This is a genomic window from Lacticaseibacillus nasuensis JCM 17158, assembly GCF_001434705.1.
Taxonomy (GTDB): Bacteria; Bacillota; Bacilli; order Lactobacillales; family Lactobacillaceae; genus Lacticaseibacillus; species Lacticaseibacillus nasuensis.
In genome coordinates this window covers 6,665-26,857 of record NZ_AZDJ01000026.1, presented here as the reverse complement: position 1 = coordinate 26,857, position 20,193 = coordinate 6,665, and the positions used below count along the sequence as shown (strand labels likewise).

Below are 20,193 nucleotides of genomic sequence, written 5' to 3'. Positions count from 1 at the left end.
AAAGAACGGCCAAGCCGTTCCTCCAAAACCCAGTTGAGGTTGTTCCATTAATATTGATCAAGCTTATAAAGCTGGTATTGATTAATAAAGTTTGTCGTGTCTGTTACATATGCCGGTGAAGTTGCGTAAGATTTCAACCCTTTAACTGCCGCAGTCCACGTCTTAGAGTTCTTTTTTAGCAACAACTTATAACTCAAGCTTGAATTTGCGGCCATTTTCTTTAAGATATTATCGCCATAGTCATCAATCGATGCATTAAACGAGGAGTACTTCCGAAATTTTTGTGACACCGAGTGATAAGCGCCGTTGTAATACTCCTTAGTGACTTTTGTATATGTGGCGCCCTTCCAAGTGGAATCAGCTTTGACCCCAAAGTAAGCGTGTGCCTTCTTCGCCAATTCGCTTGTTCCCCATGCTGACTCACGGACCGCCTGAGCAACCAGAATTGATGTGTATAGTCCGTGTTTTTTGGCTGACGGAATCGCGTACGCAATCAACGTCTTCAGGAAAGACTGGTTCGCTGATGAGAGTTTACTCACATTCAGCCCGTATAAACCTGTGCTTTTCTTTGCGACGGTTGCTGTAGCGTTCACATAGCCGAGCCACTTACTACCAGAGTATATGGAATAATACGTACTACCGTTGTAATGGACATACTTGTATTTGGCGGTAACCGTCTTATTCAGATACTTAGTGGTAGTCCCCCGCTGGTGGGAAAAGCTAAAGCTACTCCAGAAAGGGTAACTCTTACGGCTAACTTTCACGCTCTTATTGTAGTTAATCGCAACACCACCGGCATTGCTAGCCACACTGGCTCCTAAAGCATTGATATACCCCTTCCACTTGTTATTGTGATCATACAACGTTAAATAGGTCGAACCGTTGACGTGGAAATACCTCCCCTTCGCTAAGAAAGTCTTGTTTAGTAAGCCATTCGAGGTGTTCATTGGCCCACCCCAGAGAAAGTTACTCCAGAGTGAATATCCCGTCTTCTTAAGCGTGACATACTTATTGTATGACTGGATGGCACTGACACCGTCAGTCTTCTTCAGAGCCTTCGAATTCATATACCCAAGAAATTTATTATTACGGTCATATAACTCATAGTATGTTGAGCCATTCGCGTGATAATACTTGGCTTTAACCTTAAGCGGGACAGTTAATAGCTTCTGCGACTTATTCAGCTCTTTTTTAAATGAGAGATCCTTCCACAATGAATACCCATTTTTGGCAATTGCAGCATACTCATTTGCCGAAACTTTGACGGTCTTCCCACTAATTGTCTTGGTCGCGTCTCGGTTTAAGTAACCAGCCCAGGACCCACCATCATTGTATAGCGAGTAATAGCTACTCCCATTCTGATGGTTATACTGCCACTTTGCCAGATAGACGTGATTCATTAAGTTCGTTGTATTTGCTTTCTGTTTCTTGAAAGTGAAATCATTCCACACAATATACTTCGGCTTCGTGATCGTCACGTACTTGTTAAACGATAAGTTGATGGTAACGCCGTCAGTAGTCTTAACGCCGTCCTTATTGATATAGCCAAGCCACTTGCCCGATTTGGTATAAAGTGACTCATAGGTCATGCCGTTATACGCTTGATATGCGACCCTGGCGATAACCGGTTGCGTACGAATGCTCTTTGACAAACCATAGGACGTCTTAAACTCAAGATCTTTCCAAAGGTTAAGATCATCGCGAGTAATTGCAACGTACTGATTCTTCGGATTGTTGTATGCAACACCGCCTTGGTTCTTAGCGACAGTCATACTATCGGCGTTAACGTATCCAACCCATTTATCTTTATGATCATAAAGAGAGTAATAGGTACTACCGTTAAAATGCTTGTACTCACCCTTAGCAAGATAGGTGTGATGTAGTAACTTCGTAGAAGTGTTCCCATTCTTAGTCCAGCTAAAGTCCTTATATAGATTGTAGTTAGACTTAGTAAATGTCACGTATTTGCCAAAAGAAATATACTTACCTTGTCCGCCAGTAGTCTGGGTCCCTTTATCATTGATATACCCGCGCCAGTTGCCCTTGTTATCATACAGCGAAAGATACGTATTCCCATTGGCGTTGTAATAGAGGACCCTAGACTGATATACGGCACTACCTAACGAACTTGCCTTGGCTTTTGACTTAAACGGTGACAATGTCTGCCACATATCCCATGACGGTTGGGTAACAGTAACGTACTGCCCGTCATCAACCGGAATCTTTGCTCCAAGTAATTCAGCGTAATATTTCTTAACTAGAGTGGAAAACTGGCTCATCGAATAATTGTATCGACTAAATTGTTCGTCGGGATCAGTGTGATCCGTCCCCCCTAAATAAGAAGAAACCTGATGATGTGTCCAAAGCGTCCCGCCACCAGATTTTGTGGCCAGAGTTGGTTTTAGCCCATATTGTCGAAGGAGGTAGGCCGTGTAGTAAGCCGCGTTAGTAATAGACTGGGCAAATTTTTTCTCGTTTCCCTTCTCAACATTACAGAACTCGAACTGAACAAACCTCGCGTTTGCTTTAGGTCCAGCCCCCCAACACCCATAACTCGTATCGTGAATGTTTAAAATGGTTTTACTGTCAATGAAAGTATGGACGAAGGCATTCTTCCACCGGCCACCATTGATCTCATAATCAGCTTCATTTCGCGCTGTATCGTACTTGCTACCGCTGGCTGTCCAATGAAAGACAATCCCATTCGGTCGCTTATTGCTGGTCGAGTACTTAAACATCTCGAACTTATGAAGCTCTTTGGTTATTTTTTTTACTGGCTTAATGTTGTGCGTTGAAATATAGCTATTAACATTGTACCCGCTTGCCGACACAACGTGCGTATCTGCCTGCGAATGTTTTACACTTAAGGCACCCGCGAAGCCAAGTGCCAACAGTAGAATACCAATCCCACCTACTCGCCGGATCAACTTATGTTTAACAGTTAAATGTTTGCCTAAATTCATAGTGTTCTCCTCGTCCCCACTGGTATGTATGCCCATTATAACGGGATAGTGCCTGTGCTGTCTGTAAATTGGTCATGCTGTAAACTAATTGAAATTATATTAATATATTTGCACAGCGCATGCCTCGTAGTTTAGCACACGCCTTGGTAGGCATGACTTTATATCTCATTTTTGACAATAAAAGGCACGACGCCTTGCCGCTGACGTCGTGCTTCAGTCATGCGTGAGACCAATTTATTGATGCTTTTCATCCACCAGGGTGGCAATGGCGTTGCTCGCCTGACCGTTATCCCATGGACAGTATTGTTGCTGAAAAGCGGCCACTTCCGCTAAATTCTTTGTCTCTCCAGCAATCAGCTTTGACAACTGATCGTAAAATTCAGTCGCAGAATGAATAATTGGGCCCGGTACCTGTTCGTAATCAAAATAGAAGCCCCGAGTGTCGTCTTCATAGTGGGCCTCATCGTACGGAAAGAACAACATTGGCCGGCCCATAATCGCATAGTCAAACATCACGGACGAGTAGTCGGTAACCAAGGCATCCGAAATTAAGTATAAATCGGCGATATCCACGCTTGACTCAACGGAAATGTTCGAGTACGCGCTCACATCGATGGCATCGGCCACCAGGTAATGAGGCCGAATGATCAGATGATTGTCCGGACCCAGCAGCGCCGAAACCTTACCCAAATCGAACGGAAGATTCAACCGATAAACCCCTGGCCGGACGAAGTTATCATCGCGCCAAGTCGGGGCGTACATGATTACCTTACCCGAAACGCTGCCAACCAGTTGTTCCCTCAGCTTACGCTGATAAGCTGCGTCATCCCGGTGCTTGACCAAGCGATCATTTCGCGGATAGCCAATCTCAAGGTATTGGCCGTGAAAATCGAATGCTCGTGAGAAAATTTGCTCGGAATACGAATTCTGTGCGACCAGATAATCCCAGCGGTGGCTATCCTTCACGAAGCGCTCATGGTATTGCGCCGTCGTATAACCTGGCATCGTCACATTATCGATATCCAACCCGAGCTTTTTTAACGGTGTGCCATGCCAGATCTGGATATAGGTCGTGCCAGAATTCTTTTTAAGCCACTCCGGGAACCGCGCATTAAAGATCCAGTATTGCGCCCTCGGAGCAAAAAATAACCAGCGCGCGGAAAATCGCTTCATAAAGACAACATCGGGAAAGGCCTGAACTGCTTGATCGTAATACCGCGCCTTGACGCCAAATACCAACCGCCAATCGGAATGCGCTTGCTGCAGCGCTTGATAGACGGGATACGGGCTATCGCCAGGCAACTTGCCACTAAACGACTCAAAGAGCACCGTTTTCGGCACTGGACGCGTCACGGTCGCGATAAAATTGAACATGATGCGGTACGCGTAACTGACAATCTTCTTTACGTAAGCCATTGGACACTCCCACAGTTCTGTTGGTTATCGTCACTCATCATACCAATATTCGGTGAAATTACCAAAATCCCAGCAAAAAGGCTCGCGCTGAGCCGCGAGCCAATGAGTTACATGTTGCGTTAACACTAAGTTCAATTTTAGATATAGTCGATGAACCGGCTCCGGAACTTCAGGTGAATATGGCTGCCGATAATCAGGAACAGGCCGATGATCGACCAGAAGATAATCATTGCCTTGGGATCCTGATAGAACCAACCGGTGCCCAGAAAGGCTTGACGCATCCCATTAATGATGTAGTAAAACGGGTTGATTTGAATGATTTTCATGATGGTCGGGTGGGAATTCATGACGTTATTGGAATTCATGTTAAATATCGTCCCACTGACCCAGAACATGAGCTGCATCATGCTGTTCAACAACGTGTGGAAGTCGCGGACGACAACGGTGAAAGTCGACGTAATCAGTCCAACAGAGTAAAGGAACGCAATCATGCAGATGAAGTAGTACACGAACTGAATCCAAGAAGCGCTTGGGTAGACGCCGTACTTTAATTCAATGAGGACGGTGATGCCTAACATCCACCAATAGTTAATCAGGTGATTAGCCAACGTCATGCTGGGAATGGTCGACACCGGAAACTGCATCTTACTGACCATTTGCACCCGGCTAACCATGCTCCGGCTGGCCCCAAGGACTTCCGAGCGCATGAACTGCCAAGCAATATAGCCGGGCAACAACCAGGCGATGTAGGGATGGCCATCCATCGGGCGGTTCCCGTAAAGAATCATGCCGAACACCACCCAATAAATACAGATGTTAATCAGCGGATCGAGAATCTGCCAGATGTTGCCGAGAATGTGTGCTTGGAATGTCGATTTTTCATCATACTTGGCGAGCCGATTGATCACGCCTAGATTGGTGAGCTGCTCTTTGATTACTAGCCAAACTTCTTTCATCAGTCCATCACGTGCCTTTCTTTATTCCGCCGAGTCAGCTTGCCCGCCAGAATCATTGCCACCACGACGATGGCGAAGATGATGACAGTACGAATGCTAATAATGGCGAGCGGGTGAATAAGGGCGAACAGAATGGACTTATTTTTGATGCTGGCAGCAATCGTAAGCACCAAGACGTACATCAGGAATATCATTGCCGTCCAAGTCTGCCAGCTAAATGGCTTGTCATACAGCCGCTTGGAAAAATAACGGTCGGGTTCGTCTGGGTTGGCTTCGCGCAGTTCTTCCAAGGTGAAGTTGGTGCCTGAATCATGGGTAATCTTGTTACGCTCCGCCTTGGACTTCTTGTTATAGGTCTTCTGGAACTCATCAAACTTTGGCAACACCTCGCTAGTATCGCCTTCCATCACGACCCGGCCATGGTCGATCCAAATCACCTTGTCGCACAGTTCCTCGACTTGGGCGATGCTGTGGCTGACAAACATAATCGTCTTGCCTTCCGCCTTAAACTGCTTCATCCGGGCGACACCTTTTTCAAAGAACGGCGCATCGCCGACAGATAGGGCTTCATCGATAATCAGAATATCGGGATCCTGATGTACGAGCACACTAAAACCCAGCCGGCTCTTCATCCCGCTGGAATAGGTCTTAACTGGCTGGTCAATCTTTTGAATGACCTGGTCGCCGGCAAAGTTAATGATATCATCCATTTTAGCGTTGATTTCAGCATCGCTCATCCCCAGCATTTCACATTTCATAATGATATTTTCGCGCCCGGTCAAGCTGTAATTCAGTCCCGCCCCAACGGAAATAATGTTGGTTTGGCCGTTGACTTCCAGTTCACCTGACGTCGGCGGAATAATCTGGGACACGATGTTGAGCAGCGTGGACTTCCCGCCACCGTTCAGGCCGACGATGCCGACACTGTCGCCTTCGTAAACGTCGAAGCTGACGCCTTTAAGCGCCCAGAACTTCTCGATGTTAGTATTGCCGAACGGTAACAAAGTTTTTAACATGTCACTTTTGGTTTTCATCATGTCGTATTCCTTGGTCAGGAACCGGGCACGAATTTTTAATTTCTTCTCCAAAATGAAAATGATCCCTTCTGCGCAGACGCATTTTTCAAACTTATGTATCATACGCGTTCAGTTTTTGCTTGTCACGAAAGTTTGATTAAAAATAAGATGGCTACAATCTCATTTAGAAGATTGTAGCCAAGTCATTACTTCATGTTGAGATCCTTTTTGATCTTCGTTGTCGATATTTCGGGGGTCCGCGGCAAGTAAATCACTTCTGCGTCGGTTTCGTCGCGCAGGAAGTCGAATTTGCCCTTCCAGTCGTCCCCCATCACGAAGGTATCAATTTGATAAAGCTTGATGTCGTTGACTTTCTGGTCCCATGCCTTTTCTGGAATCACCAAGTCAACGTAGCGAATCGCTTCGAGGAGTTGCTTACGCTTTTCATAGGAGAAATAGGCCTTCTTCTGCTTACTGTCCCAGTTAAACTCGTCTGTCGACAAGGCGACGACTAAGTAATCACCCAGGGCCTTGGCCCGTTTCAACAACTCGATATGTCCATAGTGCAACAAGTCAAAAGTCCCGTATGTGATGACGCGTTTCATCTTGCATTCTCCTTTGGTTGGTTGGCGATTGCCGTGGCCACCAGGGCCAATAAGCGATCAGCGACATGCCCATCATTATATTGATTCCAAGTCTCGCGGACCCGTTGTAATGCCGCGGCGTCTAACGCGATAGAACTGTTAGTCATTGTATCATACAACGCGGCCGCGTCAACGCACACCGGCCCTACCGCCCCGCTACGGAAGGCGGCTTGTAGACCCGGTGTCTGCGCATAGGCCGTGATGTCCGGGCAGTAGAACACGACGCGCGGGACGACGCGGCATAACAGGTAGTCGAACACGGTGGAGGAATAGTCGGTGATCAAGGTGCCGACCTTCGGCAACAGTTCCTCGATATTCGTCGTGGTCACCGTCACGTTATCCGGCAACGGCGGCAACACCGCCGCCGTGACGGCCGGATGCAGCTTCACCACCACCGGTTCGCTCAGCCGGGCAAACACGCCGAACGCCGATTGCAGCACCGCGCGCATCGCGGCGGGGTCGTCGCGGTAAGTTGGCGCGTACAGCACCGGAATCGCCGGCTTGGGGCTGGCCGGATGCTGAATCAAGGTATCCGAACGCAGAAACCCCAGCGGCCGCACGACGCCGGGCTGCAGGCGAAAACTCTCGGCGAATAACTCGCCCATGCGCGGTGAGCCGGTGGCGACGACGGTGTATTTGTCGTACACGGCTTGAAACCGTCGCTGATCGGCGACCGGGCGCGTGCTGGTCGCCGGGTCGCCCCAGCCGAAGCGCTTGATGGCGCCGTTGGCATGCCACAACATGATGACCGTCGGCTTGGCGACCACTTCAAGTTCGGGCAGATAATCGTCGACGAGAATCACCTGCGCGCTTTTCAGGTAGCTGATGACGTTGTCGAGCAACAGGCGCTTGCGATCCAACAGCTCGACGTGCACGCCGCGGCCTTGAAGGGCCTTGGCTTGCGCGGCCGCTTTGTGGGTGGCAATCACCACGAATTGGTCGCCATATTCGTGGGCGAGGCGGCGAATCAAGCCGGCGTCGTTATCGTTAAAGGTGAGATAATACACGACTTGAGCCTGTTTGCGCCGGTTCACCGGCAATACTTTCAGGCTATGCAGATAACTCGCCTTGGTGGCGGCATTCACGGCTGCCTTAACATCGAGCATTCGCACCCCTCCGATCCGTTTTCGTTACATTTAATGATACACTACGCCCGCCCGCCTCGCGCCGAGCTTTGGCAAATCTTAAGCATCAAAAAAGGCGCCGAGGCGCCTTGTTCGTTACGCGAGCTGACTCACCCGCTGCAGATGCTTCATAATCTGTTCAGTGGCGGCATCTTGCGCCTGCTCGGCGGCGTTAAACGCGGCGACGTCGAGGCTGGCCTTGTCCTTGCCGAGGCTGTCAGTCATGGCCTGGCAGCCGGCGACAAAGTCGGTGTACGCGGCCACGAGCAGCTTATGGTTACCCATCAGGCGCGCCGGGGCGTCCGCTGCGGTCAGCGAATCCAGTTGTTGTTGATACGTCGCGGTGCCTTCAGCGAAGGCGGACTTGGTCGCCGCGTAATCATCTGCGTTGATGTCGGCGAGCTTATCCGTGTCGATGGCCGTGCGCAATTGCTCGAACTTGGGGTTCAACGCTTCTTGCTCGGCCTCCATGCCGCGGACCACCGCGGCAATGAGGTTGCCATAGTGCACCAATTTTTGTTGTGCTTTATTCACTTACTTGTCCTCCTTTTGTGGCAAAAAGCGCCCTTCGACCAGTGGTCAAAAGGCGCTGCCAACACTGTCTGCTAACAGTGTACCTTATTTTTTCAGTCGTCGTTGGATGAACTTCACAATTTCGACAATCACGATGATGGCCACGCCGGCGCCAAGCACCACCGCCCATTGCACGAGGTCGAGGTGGGTGACGTGGAACAGGCCGTTGAAGCCCGGCACCACAATCGTCACCGCCAGCAGCAGGAACGAGGCAAGAATCGCCCAGTTGAAGGCCTTGTTGCGGAAGATGCCCACGGTGAAAATGCTTTGGTGAATCGACTTCACGTTGAAGGCGTGGAACAGCTGAATCAGGCCCAGCGTTGCGTAGGCCATGGTCAAGGCGTCGGCGTGAATCGCCGCGCTGGTGGTATGAATCGGCCAGGTGATGGCGATGAAGTACACGCCAAGCGTCAACAAGCCTTCCAGCAGCCCCTGCCAAATCACGGCTTGGCCGACGCCGCCGGAGAAGAAGTTCGACTTGCGGCCGCGCGGCTTTTGCTTCATGATGCCCGGTTCGGTGTGCTCAACCCCCAGCGCAATTGCCGGGAAGGTGTCGGTCACAAGGTTGATCCACAAGATGTGGACCGGGGCCAGAATGTCCCAGCCCAGCATCGTCATCATGAACAACGTGAGGACTTCGCCGAGGTTGGCGGACAAGAGGTACTGAATCGATTTTTGAATGTTGGAGAAGACTTTGCGGCCTTCGCGCACGGCAACGACGATGGTGCTGAAGTTGTCATCGGCAAGCACCATGTCCGAGGCCCCTTTGGAGACTTCGGTGCCGGTGATGCCCATGCCGATGCCGATATCAGCAGCCTTCAGCGCCGGCGCGTCGTTGACGCCGTCGCCGGTCATCGCCACGACCTTGCCGCGTTTTTGCCAGGCGTTCACGATGCGCACCTTGTGTTCCGGCGCGACCCGGGCGTAGACGTTGTACTTCGTGACGTTCTCGGCAAATTCCTCGTCGCTTTGCTGGTCGAGCTCGGCGCCGGTGATCACCGCGGCGTCATCCCCGGGTTCGATGATCCCCAGCCGCCCGGCGATCGCCTCGGCGGTATCCTGGTGGTCGCCGGTGATCATCATTGGCCGAATCCCGGCAGCCTTGGCCTCGGCCACCGCGTCCTTGGCTTCCGGCCGTTCCGGATCGATCATCCCCACCAAGCCGGCAAAAATCATGTCCTGCTCGATGGTATCGCTGTCCACTTGCTCAGGCAACGCGTCGAGGTAGCGATACGCCATTCCCAAGACCCGCAGCGCCTGCTTGGCCAAGCCGGTATTGGTCGCCAGAATTGTGGCGCGGTCCGTATCGGTCAGCGGTCGCACGTTTTGCCCGGTGGCCAGTTGCGTCACCCGCTTCAACAGCTGATCCGGCGCACCCTTGGTGGCCACAAAGTAGCGGCCATCGGGAAGTCGGTGAATCGTACTCATCAGCTTGCGTTCGGAATCAAACGGCACCTCGGCGACGCGCGGCAGTTCTTCCAGCTCGGTATCGCGGTGGAAGTCATGCCCTTGCCCGAAGGCGACCAGCGCCGTTTCCGTCGGGTCCCCCAACATCGTGCCGTCTTCTTGAACCTGGGTGTCGTTGGCAAAATTCATGATTCGCATCAGCGGGTTGTCGCCGCTGACGCCGGCCGTGGCCGGATGCAGCTCGCCATCATAATAAGTCTGTTCGACGGTCATTTTGTTTTGTGTCAGCGTCCCGGTTTTATCGGAGGCGATGATTTCCGTGCTGCCCAACGTTTCCACCGCCGGCAATTTCCGCACTAAGGCATGGCGCTTGGCCATCTTTTGGGTGCCTAAGGCGAGAATCACGGTGACGATGGCCGGCAAGCCTTCCGGAATCGCCGCGACGGCCAAGGAAATCGCCGTCAGGAACATTTCCGGCAGGCTGGCGGCATGGCGCCACAGGCCAACGGCAAACACGATGGCCGCAATCACCAGAATCATCACGGTCAGGCTCTTGCCGAGCTGGCTGAGGTTTTCCTGTAGCGGCGTGGTGGTTTCGTCCGCCGCGTTGATCATCCCTGCGATACGCCCAACTTCGGTGTCCATGCCAGTCGCCACCACGACGCCGACGCCGCGGCCATAGGTGATGTTACTGTTCATGAACGCCATGTTGGTGCGGTCGCCGATGCCGACGTTATCTGCGGTCAAGGCCGCGACGGTTTTCTCCACCGGGACACTTTCACCGGTGAGCGCGGATTCCTCGATTTTCAGGTTGGCGGATTCCAGCAGGCGCAAGTCCGCCGGCACCACGTCCCCAGCTTCCAGCAACACGATGTCGCCGGTGACCAGCTCCGTGCTGGGAATCGTCACGACTTGATTGTCGCGGCGCACGTGGGCGTTAGGCGTCGCCATTTTCGCCAAGGCATCGATAGCTTCCTCGGCCTTACTTTCCTGAAACACGCCGAAGATGGCGTTCAAAATGACGACGGCCAGAATAATCCCGGCGTCGGCCCATTCGTGCACGACAAATCCGGCAATCAGCGCCGCCACCAGCAAGACGATAATCATAAAGTCCTTGAACTGGTCGAGGAAACGCTGCAACAGCGTCTTCTTCTTGCCCTTGGCGAGCGCGTTAGGGCCATTTTGCTCCAGACGCGTCTGCGCGGCGCTGGCGGTCAAGCCCTTGCTAGTATCGGTTTGGAGCGCTGCCACCACGGCTTCGGCAGATTCGGCATAAGTAGGTTTGGTCAAGTGTTCTCCTCCTGTGGATGAAAGTTGTGAGCGAGGTCGGGTATGAGGTGGAACAGATGCGCCGCCTGGGCGGTGAGTCGCGCACTTTGCGACTCGGCGACCGGGTGGTCATCTGTGCAACCTCATGACCCCGCGAGCACGATTAAGTTGTGAGCAAAGGCGATTAGCGGACGGAACGTAGGCGCCGCCTTGCTCACACGATTCAATCGTGCTGTGATGCGCCTCAGGGAGAAAAAAAGTGAGACTTATAACCCGTCAAAAACAGGGTCATAAGTCTCACTATTTAAGGCAACACCAGAATTTTGTCTTGCTGATGATGTTGCCACGGCTAGGCCGCTAGTTACTCCCTTATGTGTAAGTTCAGTATACAGGGCAACCGGGCGTCTGGCAACTATTCTCGCCAAAACGTGTCAAACACAGTAATCGGCAGGTGGCGCTTGTGCGCACTCTTCGTGTACCAGCCCTCAATCGTAGACGCCGCTGCATCGCTAACGGCTTTGCCTTCAAGGTAGTCGTCGATGTCACAGTACGACACGCCGAGCGCCTCTTCGTCAGGCAGCGCCGGCCGGTTTTCCTCCAAATCGGCGGTTGGCGCCTTTTCGTACAGGTGCGCCGGTGCGCCTAAGGCCTGCAAGAGGCTGGCGCCTTGGCGCTTATTCAACCGCCACAGCGGCGTCACATCGGCCCCACCGTCACCAAACTTGGTGTAAAAACCGGTGACGGCCTCGGCGGCATGGTCGGTGCCGATGACGACGCCGGCATTGGCGCCGGCAATGGCGTATTGCGCAATCATGCGCGCACGGGCCTTGATGTTGCCCTTGTTAAAATCGGACACGGTTTCGCTGTTTGCCTGCACCGCGGCGACCATGGCATCGACACTTGGTTTAATGTTCACGCGCTCGGTGCGGTCGGCATGCATAAAATCGATGGCCGCCATGGCATCGGCTTCGTCGGCCTGTTCACCATACGGCAACCGCACGGCGATGAATTGGTAACTGGCGTCGCCGGTTTCGGCGCGCAACTCGGTAACGGCTTGCTCAGCCAGCGCACCGGCCAAGGTCGAGTCTTGGCCGCCGGAAATGCCGAGCACGTAGCTGTGCAGCCCGGCAAAATGGCGCAGATATTGCTTCAGAAAATCGACGCTGCGGCGAATTTCCGCCTGCGGATCAATGGTGGGTTGGACGCGCAGCGCATTGATGATTTGTTGTTGTAATGGACGCATTATTTTCTCCTTTTAACTAAGACACTCGTCACCGTACAGCGCCGGGTGACGAGTGTCAATGAATCCTGTCAGGTTAGCTTACAAAGGTTGGTCCGGTTGGTGCACTGCGTTGTGAATCTCCTTGATGAGGTTCATCTTGTTGTCCCAAGCCGCCTGCGATAAGTCGACCGGGTAGTCTTGCGGGTTCAATACGCGCTTGTATTCGTCCCACAGCGAATCCACAGAGTGCATCGCAAAGTCGCGAATCTCAGTCAACGTTGGCAGGTCATAGACCAACTCGCCGTGATCAAAAATCGTCCGCAGCACCGGCCGGGCATCGAAGTCCGTGACCATCTTGTTGATGTATGGGTAGTTCGGGTGGAACATGTACACCTTCGGCTGCGCGGCGACGTCTTCGTCAGCCAGCGCCACATAGTCGCCTTCGGACTTGCCGTTGCTCTTGCGGGTAATGCGCCACACCTGCTTCTTACCCGGCGTCGATACCTTGACAGCGTTGCTCGACAACTTAATGGTGTCGGCCAACTGGCCATTCTCATCTTCGATGGCGACGAGCTTGTACACCGCACCGAGCGCCGGGTGATCATAGGCCGTAATCACCTTGGTGCCGACGCCCCACAAGTCGATTTTTGCGCCTTGCATCTTGAGGTTTTGAATCGTGTTCTCGTCCAGGTCGTTGGACGCAACAATCTTCGTGTTCGTATAACCGGCGGCGTCGAGTTGCTGACGCACGCGCTTAGAGATGTAGGCCATGTCGCCGCTATCGATGCGAACGGCTTGGAAGTTGATCTTGTCGCCCATTTCGTTGGCCACGCGAATCGCCGCAGGCACGCCGGAACGCAAGGTGTCATAGGTGTCGACCAGGAAGGTTACGTCGTGGAAGCTTTCGGCGTAGGCCTTGAACGCCGTGTAGTCGTCGCGGTAGGCCTGCACCAGCGAATGCGCGTGAGTGCCGGCGATGGGAATGCCGAAGACCTTGCCGGCCCGGACGTTGCTGGTGGAGTTGAACCCACCAATGTACGCGGCGCGGGTGCCCCACATCGCCGCGGCGGTTTCCTGCGCGCGCCGGGTGCCGAATTCCATCAACGGGTCGTCGCCGACCACGGAGCGAATCCGCGCCGCCTTGGTGGCCACCAGCGTCTGGTAGTTGAGGATGTTCAAAATTGCGGTTTCGACCAGCTGGCCTTGCGCCAATTCACCTTCGACTTGGAAAATCGGCTCGTTGTTGAACACCAAGTCGCCTTCGATGGCCGCCCGCACCGTCGCCGTGAACTTAAAGTTGCGCAGGTAAGTCAGAAAGTCCTCGGGATACTCGGTGACCTCGCGGAGGTAATCGATGTCGCTGGCGGTAAAGCGCAGGTTTTGCAGGTACTGCACCGCGTGTTCCAGCCCGGCGGACACGGCGTAGCCGCTGCCAAACGGCAAGTCGCGGAAGTAGGCTTCAAACACGGCCTGCTTCTTGTCGATCCCCTGCTGCCAATACGTGTACATCATATTCAATTCATAATAATCGGTGTGTAACGCTAACCCATCATCTGGATAATCCATCATTTTCTCCTTAATCAATCTTGCCTCGCTGGCGCGCTTCACGGCGCACCGCCAGGACAAATTTTGGTAGTTGCAGCATCCGCCCGAAGCGGCTGGGCTGCTTGATCAACCGGTACAGCCACTCCAGGCGCAATTGCTGCACCCGCCCTGGTGCTCGAGCCACGACGCCGGCTAGCACATCGAAGCTGCCGCCGACGCCCATCAGGAAAGCGTGGGGCAACTTGGGCCGAATCGCGGAGAGGAAATACTCCTGCTTGGGAAAACCCAACGCGGCAAAGACGTAATCCGGCCGCGCATCGATCACCGCTTGGGCCACCTTGGCGTCGCTGAGGTCGAAATACCCATCATGCGTCCCCACCAATTCGAGGTTCGGGTAGTCGCGGCGGACGCGCGCGGCGGACGCCGCCACGACGGCGGCCTTGGCGCCGATGAGGTACACGCGGCGATGCGCCTGATTGGCCTGTTGCAAGAGCACTAGCATCAAATCATAGCCGGTCACCCGCTCCGGCAGCGGCGTGTGCAGGATTTTTCCACCCAGCAAAATGCCGACGCCATCGGCCGTAATCTCATCCGGCTGGGTCGCCAACAATTTAGCGTACTCGGGATGCGCGCGCGCGTACATCACGATTTCGGGATTGGCCGTGACGACAAAGGTCCCTTGGCCGTCACGCAAGCGCTGGTCGACGGTTGCCACCAGCTGGGCCTGCGTCGTGGCGCTAAAGTTGATCCCCAGAATTTCAATGGTTGGCAAGTCTGTTCTCCTTTGCAACATGGACATGAACTTGGGGATAGTATACCAGAAAAGCTCGGTCTGCTCACACCTTTCCGTGACCAGACCGGCATCCAGTTGACCAGCCGCGGTCAGGAGTGGATAATATAGCGATGATTGAAATCATGAAGGAGTCCGTGATGCGCTTATATCGATGGTTCAAGGAGTTGCTCATCGCCCATAACTTGTGGGACGTCTTTACCTATGTGTTCTTCGGTGGCTGGACCACCGTAGTGAACATCGTGGTTTTCGCCATCGCCACAAAACTTGGCTTGAGCTGGATTATTGCCAATTTCTTGGCTTGGCTCTTGTCGGTACTATTCGCCTTCATCACCAATAAGCTCTGGGTGTTCCATTCCCATGTACCTGACTTTGCGGCGTTAATGGCTGAGATTGTCCTGTTCTTCGGCGCCCGCATTGTCTCGCTGGGCATCGACTACGGTTGCATGTTCCTGTTCATCGACGGCTTGCACTTAAGCAACCTGGTGGCCAAGGTGCTCACTCAAGTGGTGATTGTCGTCGCCAATTACGCCTTCAGTAAGTTCATCATCTTCCGCCATAAACCAACAGATAAATAAAAATACGCGAGCCAATCGATTAGCGATTGGCTCGCGTTTTCATTACCGGTCGAGCGTAAACTCGAACCGCTCGCCGACGTATTGCGTCCGCACATATTCAAACGGCGTGTGATCCTGCAAGTACGACACCTGCCGCACCCGCAAAATGGCCGAACCGCGCTTGACCTGCAGATATTCGGCGACCTGCTCGCTGGCCAGCATCGCGCTGATGGTTTGATGCGCACCGCCGAGCGTCAACCCCGCCTTGTTTTCCAACACGTGGTACAAGGACTTGGACACGTCTCGCTTCGGAAAGTCGCGGACGAGCTCATACGGCACTGTCGCGGTTTCAAAACAAATCGGCACATCATCCCCGTAGCGCACGCGCTCCATGCGCAGAACCTGCGCGGTTTCCGGAATGTTCAGATGCTTGCACTCAGAAATCGACGGCTTGGCGACGTGGTAGGAAATCGTCTTGCTGGAAGGCGTCTTGCCTTCTGCGGTGATCAGGTCGGTAAAACTCGTCACCCCCGACACTTTTTCCTGCACCTTTTGGCTGGCGACATAGGTGCCGGCGCCGACCCGCCGCTCGAGGATACCTTCCTCGACCAGCGTTTGAATCGCCTGGCGGAGCGTCATGCGGCTGACGTGAAAATCCACCGCCAAGTCGCGCTCGGAGGGAATCCGCTCGCCAACGCGCCACTTGCCGCCTTCAATATCGCGGCGCAACTCATTATGAATCTTGATATAAACTGGAACGTCCACCATGATTACCCCCGATCCTTGTTAATTGTGGCGTCGATGCCCTTGAATACCGCCGGCATGAAGCCCGCGGATTCCATGGCAATCACCCCGGCCACGGTCGTGCCACCCGGGCTGGAGACCTTGTCCATCAAGTCGAACGGACTAGCCTCACTGGCCTTGACCATCGCCCCGCTACCCAGCACGGCTTGCGCGGCAATGGCCGTGGCCGCCTGCTTGGTCAGGCCGTACTTCACGCCGGCCCGGGCCATCGCGTCAATAAACATGTACACGAAGGCCGGGCTGGAGCCGGCTAAGGCGACAAACGTGGAAAAATCTTTTTCCGGTAAGGCAATCGTGTCGCCGATTGCGCCAAATAAACTCAGCACATCCGGCAAATACTTTTCCCCGGCGGCGTTGGCGGCATATGCCGTCATCCCCTCACCGATTTCGACGTTAAGATTTGGCATCACGCGCACCAGCGGGTAGTCGACGCTGCCGACAGCCGTTTGCAAATCGGCTAGCGCAACGCCGGTCAACAGGGAGACCAGTGGCTTTTGTTGCGCCAACGCCGGCTTCAACTCCGCTGCCACCGTGGCCGCCAAGCTCGGTTCCACCGCCAGGATCACCAGGTCGCTGGCTTCGTACACCGCCAGATTGCTGGCGACGGCCGTTGCGCCGAGGCTGGCGGCCACTGGCTCGTAGTTGGCGGGATGGCCGCCGTGCAAAATAATGTCCGCGCCGGTGAGCGTCTGCGTTTTTTCCACCCCACGCACGATGGCTTGGGCCATGTTGCCGGCCCCAATCAATCCTAACTTCACAATTGTTCTCCTTATTGATGCGCGTCGAACCAGTCCATGATCGCCTGCATCCGCACAATGCGCAGATTCGGCAGCCCGGACCGGGACAACTCGTGGTTACTTTGCGGGAAGCGGATGAACTTCGTGTCCACGCCGCGCAGCTTCAGCGCCGTGTAGAACTCCTCGCCTTGGCCGATTGGGCAGCGCTGATCCTGCTCGCCATGTAACACAAGCGTCGGCGTCTTCACGTGGTCGGCATAGGCCAGCGGCGAATACCGCCAAAGCGTCTCGATATCGTTGACATCGCCGGTCCACTCGCCGGTGATTTCCCACGGCGTGAAGTAGTAGCCGATATCGCTGGTGCCATAGAAGCTGATCCAGTTGGCAATCGACCGCGCCGTGGCCGCCGCCTTGAAGCGGTCGGTATGCCCAACCACCCAGTTGGTCATGAAGCCGCCGTAGGAACCGCCAGTGACATACAGGCGCTTGGCATCAATTGTTTTGTCGAGCTTCATGGCTTCGTCGACACTCATCATCAAGTCTTCGTAGTCGCCTTCACCGTAATGGCCAATCACCGCGGCCGTGAAGTCCTGCCCGTAGCCGAGCCCGCCGCGCGGGTTGACGTTGATCACGCCATAACCAGCGCTGGCCAAGACCTGCATCTCGTGGAAAAAGGTGTAGCCGTAGCCGGCTTGCGGCCCGCCGTGAATGTACAACACGGCAGGATGCTTCTTGGCAGTTTTGACTGGCGCATAGTACCAGCCCTGGATGGTATAGCCAGCGCGCTCAAAACTGAATTCGCTTGGCGCCACCAAGTCGTGGGTGCGCGCATACCGGGCATTCGGGTCATACAACAACGTCTCTTCTTCGCTGACCAAATCGAACACGCGCAACTGACTCGGCGTGGTCAAGTTGCTGCTGGTGAACACCACCTCGCGCTGGTCCGGGCCCACCGCCCAGTCCGTGATGTGGCGCTGGCCGCCAACTAACGGCGTCAATGGCTGATCCGGGCCGCCGGTATACAAGCTGATTGCCCCGTGATCAAAGCCCAGACTGAGATAATAATCCGTCGTGACAAATTCCGTAATGCGGCCACTCAACCCTTGCTGGGTGTCGGCCACGATCAAGCCGCCGATTTCCAGATTCTGGTCAGCGGTGGCATCCGTCAGCTCACCGCTGGCAATATCGTAGTGCCACAGGTCGGTTTGCTCGATGTTCGGCTGCTCGTTGCGCTTGCCAACCAGCAACAACTGCTGGCCGTCGTGGCTGAACGCCGCCGGGGAAAACTCGCCGCCGGGCACGCTGGTCGTGATTTCGGTCAGCTCGCCGGTGGTGAGGTTCACCACCGCCGCGGCCGTGGCGAAGTTATTCGGATCGGCTGGCTTGGCCTCATAGGCAATTGCCGCCTGATCGCCGGCTGGCGCCACGGCGCCCAGTGAGAAGCCATCGGTGCTGGCGTACACGAGCTTGCCGGTTTGATTGCTGAGTTTCTGCAGCTTCAAGGTCGTCGTCACGTCTTCTGGCAACAAGCCGGCCCCGTTGAGCTTGTATTGCGCCTTGGTCACCGTCACCGCCTGCGGAAACTTGCTGTCGGTGTCCGGCCGGGTGCTGGAGACGTACGCAATCGCGGCGTCGCCGGCCCACTCGAAGGCCTCGACATCGCGCCGCTCGTGAGTCAGCTGCGTGGCGTTGCCGCCGGTGACCGCCTGCGTGAAGACCTGCGTATGCTGGTCGGCATCCTGGCTCAAAAACGCCAGAATCGTCCCGGCCGCATTCACTTGCGGCGCGTGGTCGTGCTGACCGTCGTGGCCGTACGCGGTTTGGTGCCGCGTCCGCCGGTCCAGTTGCCGAATCCGACTATAATATTGGTTCGTCGCTTGGTCGATCCAGTTTTCTTGAAAGAAAACGCTGTTACCGGCTAGTGACGGGTAGCTTAATGTCGTGATGTTAAACAAATCTGTCGGTTTCACTTGCATACTCTCAGCTCCTTTATTCGTCTACGCTCAGAATACTGGTCTAGGTGGATGATGTCAATTGGTCTAGACATAAAAACAGCCGCATCCGCGGCATTGAATCCATTATTTAATTTCTCGCGCAACGTATATCGGGCGATGCTTAATCTCAAGATAGATCCGCCCAATGTAGCGGCCTAAGATGCCGATGGCGAATAACTGAAGCCCACCGATCATCAGAAAAATCGACACCATTGACGGCCAGCCAGGCGTTGGGTCCCCGTACGTTAAAGCCCGCACCACGATCACGATCAAAGCGATGGCGGCCCCGACGAAGCTCGCCAGGCCCAGCCACGACACGAAAGTCAGCGGCGCATCAGAGAAATCGACGATGCCATCCAGCGAATACCGGAACAGACTGGAAAACGACCACGATGTCTCCCCATGTTGCCGCTCCACGTTTTGGTAAGGTAGGTACTTCGTCCGAAACCCGACCCAGCCAAAGATGCCCTTGGAGAAACGATTGCGCTCGCTCATCGCCAGCACCGCTTCAACCACTTTCGGCGTCATCAACCGAAAGTCGCGCGCCCCTGGCACGATTTTAGTCTGGGAGATCCGGTTGATCAGCTTGTAGAACAAGTTCGAGAAAAACGACCGGACCGGCGGCTCGCCTTCTCGATTCGTCCGCTGGGCCCCGACCATCTCAAACCCGTTGTTAATTTCCTTCAGCATGTCTGGAATCATGCTGGGCGGATCTTGCAAGTCGGCGTCCATGATGGTGTACAGGTCACCCTTGGCGTTTTGCAGCCCGGCATACATCCCCGCTTCCTTGCCGAACCCACGGGAGAAGTCAATGTAGTGAACATCCGCGTCTTGCGCCTGAAGCTGCTGAATTGCCGCCAACGTACCATCGACGGAACCGTCATTCACATACCAAAACACCGGCCGGTAGTCGGGAATTTCCTTGAACGTTTCTTCAACCGCTTGATAAAACAGCGGCACATTTTCTTCTTCGTTATGACAGGGTACAACGATTGCAATAGTTTTTGTCACGATTATCCTCCAAGTAACTGCGATCACTCGTTATTGTAACGTTTAATTGTTGCAGTGGCCACCTCGATCGCCACTTCGTCGTGTTTACTAATTGAGTATATCACCGGCAACTTCTGGGATCCCCAAACCAAACAAAAACGCCACCGACTGCCCGGTGGCGCGCAC

16 protein-coding genes are annotated in these 20,193 nt (G+C 54.1%); 1 reads left to right on the top strand and 15 read right to left on the bottom strand.

Annotation, left to right across the window (positions count from 1 at the left end; genetic code table 11):
* Nucleotides 1-47 precede the first annotated feature (47 nt).
* The 11 genes from FD02_RS06150 to FD02_RS06100 form a co-directional block, all read right to left on the bottom strand.
* Nucleotides 48-2,963 carry a glucosaminidase domain-containing protein gene (locus FD02_RS06150; protein WP_056951186.1) on the bottom strand — a complete coding sequence of 972 codons (2,916 nt, stop codon included), beginning with the start codon at nt 2,961-2,963 and terminating at the stop codon, nt 48-50.
* A 234-nt stretch (nt 2,964-3,197) separates the two neighbouring features.
* Nucleotides 3,198-4,379: a CDP-glycerol glycerophosphotransferase family protein gene (locus tag FD02_RS06145; protein WP_056951184.1), complete on the bottom strand. Its 1,182-nt coding sequence runs from the start codon at nt 4,377-4,379 to the stop codon at nt 3,198-3,200.
* Between the two features lie 137 nt (nt 4,380-4,516).
* Complete coding sequence (locus tag FD02_RS06140; RefSeq protein ID WP_054721721.1) at nt 4,517-5,335, bottom strand: ABC transporter permease; 819 nt, start codon at nt 5,333-5,335, stop codon at nt 4,517-4,519.
* Complete coding sequence (locus FD02_RS06135) at nt 5,335-6,351, bottom strand: ABC transporter ATP-binding protein (RefSeq protein WP_235806685.1); 1,017 nt, start codon at nt 6,349-6,351, stop codon at nt 5,335-5,337. The genes FD02_RS06140 and FD02_RS06135 overlap by 1 nt, the downstream gene beginning before the upstream one ends.
* A gap of 206 nt (nt 6,352-6,557) precedes the next feature.
* Nucleotides 6,558-6,956: a glycerol-3-phosphate cytidylyltransferase gene (gene tagD / locus FD02_RS06130; RefSeq protein ID WP_054721718.1), complete on the bottom strand. Its 399-nt coding sequence runs from the start codon at nt 6,954-6,956 to the stop codon at nt 6,558-6,560.
* The gene (locus tag FD02_RS06125; protein ID WP_054721716.1) at nt 6,953-8,101 is read right to left on the bottom strand and encodes a CDP-glycerol glycerophosphotransferase family protein; all 1,149 of its coding nucleotides are present in this window, start codon (nt 8,099-8,101) and stop codon (nt 6,953-6,955) included. Before FD02_RS06125 ends, tagD begins: the two co-directional genes overlap by 4 nt.
* 114 nt (nt 8,102-8,215) lie before the next feature.
* Nucleotides 8,216-8,653 carry a hypothetical protein gene (locus FD02_RS06120; protein WP_056951182.1) on the bottom strand — a complete coding sequence of 146 codons (438 nt, stop codon included), beginning with the start codon at nt 8,651-8,653 and terminating at the stop codon, nt 8,216-8,218.
* Nucleotides 8,654-8,737: 84 nt separating this feature from the next.
* The gene (locus tag FD02_RS06115) at nt 8,738-11,389 is read right to left on the bottom strand and encodes a cation-translocating P-type ATPase (protein ID WP_056951180.1); all 2,652 of its coding nucleotides are present in this window, start codon (nt 11,387-11,389) and stop codon (nt 8,738-8,740) included.
* A gap of 391 nt (nt 11,390-11,780) precedes the next feature.
* On the bottom strand, nt 11,781-12,611 hold the full coding sequence (gene nadE, locus FD02_RS06110; RefSeq protein ID WP_056951178.1) for an ammonia-dependent NAD(+) synthetase: 831 nt from the start codon (nt 12,609-12,611) through the stop codon (nt 11,781-11,783).
* Nucleotides 12,612-12,689: 78 nt separating this feature from the next.
* Complete coding sequence (locus FD02_RS06105) at nt 12,690-14,159, bottom strand: nicotinate phosphoribosyltransferase (RefSeq protein ID WP_054721798.1); 1,470 nt, start codon at nt 14,157-14,159, stop codon at nt 12,690-12,692.
* A 7-nt stretch (nt 14,160-14,166) separates the two neighbouring features.
* Complete coding sequence (locus tag FD02_RS06100) at nt 14,167-14,934, bottom strand: WecB/TagA/CpsF family glycosyltransferase (protein WP_082603328.1); 768 nt, start codon at nt 14,932-14,934, stop codon at nt 14,167-14,169.
* Between the two features lie 131 nt (nt 14,935-15,065).
* On the opposite strand from FD02_RS06100, the gene FD02_RS06095 reads away from it, so the two are divergent.
* Nucleotides 15,066-15,503 (top strand): GtrA family protein, encoded by a 438-nt coding sequence (locus tag FD02_RS06095; protein ID WP_054721797.1) that lies wholly within the window; start codon nt 15,066-15,068, stop codon nt 15,501-15,503.
* A 42-nt stretch (nt 15,504-15,545) separates the two neighbouring features.
* Here the strand turns inward: FD02_RS06095 and FD02_RS06090 are convergent, their stop codons facing one another.
* The 4 genes from FD02_RS06090 to FD02_RS06075 form a co-directional block, all read right to left on the bottom strand.
* Complete coding sequence (locus FD02_RS06090; protein ID WP_056951445.1) at nt 15,546-16,247, bottom strand: GntR family transcriptional regulator; 702 nt, start codon at nt 16,245-16,247, stop codon at nt 15,546-15,548.
* A gap of 5 nt (nt 16,248-16,252) precedes the next feature.
* Nucleotides 16,253-17,044: a pyrroline-5-carboxylate reductase gene (gene proC / locus FD02_RS06085; protein ID WP_056951176.1), complete on the bottom strand. Its 792-nt coding sequence runs from the start codon at nt 17,042-17,044 to the stop codon at nt 16,253-16,255.
* An 11-nt stretch (nt 17,045-17,055) separates the two neighbouring features.
* Nucleotides 17,056-18,999, bottom strand: a complete 1,944-nt coding sequence (locus FD02_RS06080) for a S9 family peptidase (protein WP_056951174.1) — start codon at nt 18,997-18,999, stop codon at nt 17,056-17,058.
* Between the two features lie 102 nt (nt 19,000-19,101).
* A complete protein-coding gene (locus FD02_RS06075; RefSeq protein ID WP_056951172.1) occupies nt 19,102-20,028 on the bottom strand; it encodes a glycosyltransferase family 2 protein in 927 nt (308 codons plus the stop codon).
* Nucleotides 20,029-20,193: the final 165 nt, after the last annotated feature.

Coding starts and splice junctions, on each gene's coding strand:
- FD02_RS06100 (WP_082603328.1), bottom strand. CDS start 14,934: ATGTCCATGTTGCAAAGGAGAACAGACTTGCCAACCATTGAAATTCTG.
- FD02_RS06080 (WP_056951174.1), bottom strand. CDS start 18,999: ATGCAAGTGAAACCGACAGATTTGTTTAACATCACGACATTAAGCTAC.
- FD02_RS06145 (WP_056951184.1), bottom strand. CDS start 4,379: ATGGCTTACGTAAAGAAGATTGTCAGTTACGCGTACCGCATCATGTTC.
- FD02_RS06105 (WP_054721798.1), bottom strand. CDS start 14,159: ATGATGGATTATCCAGATGATGGGTTAGCGTTACACACCGATTATTAT.
- FD02_RS06095 (WP_054721797.1), top strand. CDS start 15,066: ATGCGCTTATATCGATGGTTCAAGGAGTTGCTCATCGCCCATAACTTG.
- FD02_RS06125 (WP_054721716.1), bottom strand. CDS start 8,101: ATGCTCGATGTTAAGGCAGCCGTGAATGCCGCCACCAAGGCGAGTTAT.
- FD02_RS06135 (WP_235806685.1), bottom strand. CDS start 6,351: ATGTTAAAAACTTTGTTACCGTTCGGCAATACTAACATCGAGAAGTTC.
- FD02_RS06140 (WP_054721721.1), bottom strand. CDS start 5,335: ATGAAAGAAGTTTGGCTAGTAATCAAAGAGCAGCTCACCAATCTAGGC.
- tagD (WP_054721718.1), bottom strand. CDS start 6,956: ATGAAACGCGTCATCACATACGGGACTTTTGACTTGTTGCACTATGGA.
- FD02_RS06150 (WP_056951186.1), bottom strand. CDS start 2,963: ATGAATTTAGGCAAACATTTAACTGTTAAACATAAGTTGATCCGGCGA.
- nadE (WP_056951178.1), bottom strand. CDS start 12,611: ATGCGTCCATTACAACAACAAATCATCAATGCGCTGCGCGTCCAACCC.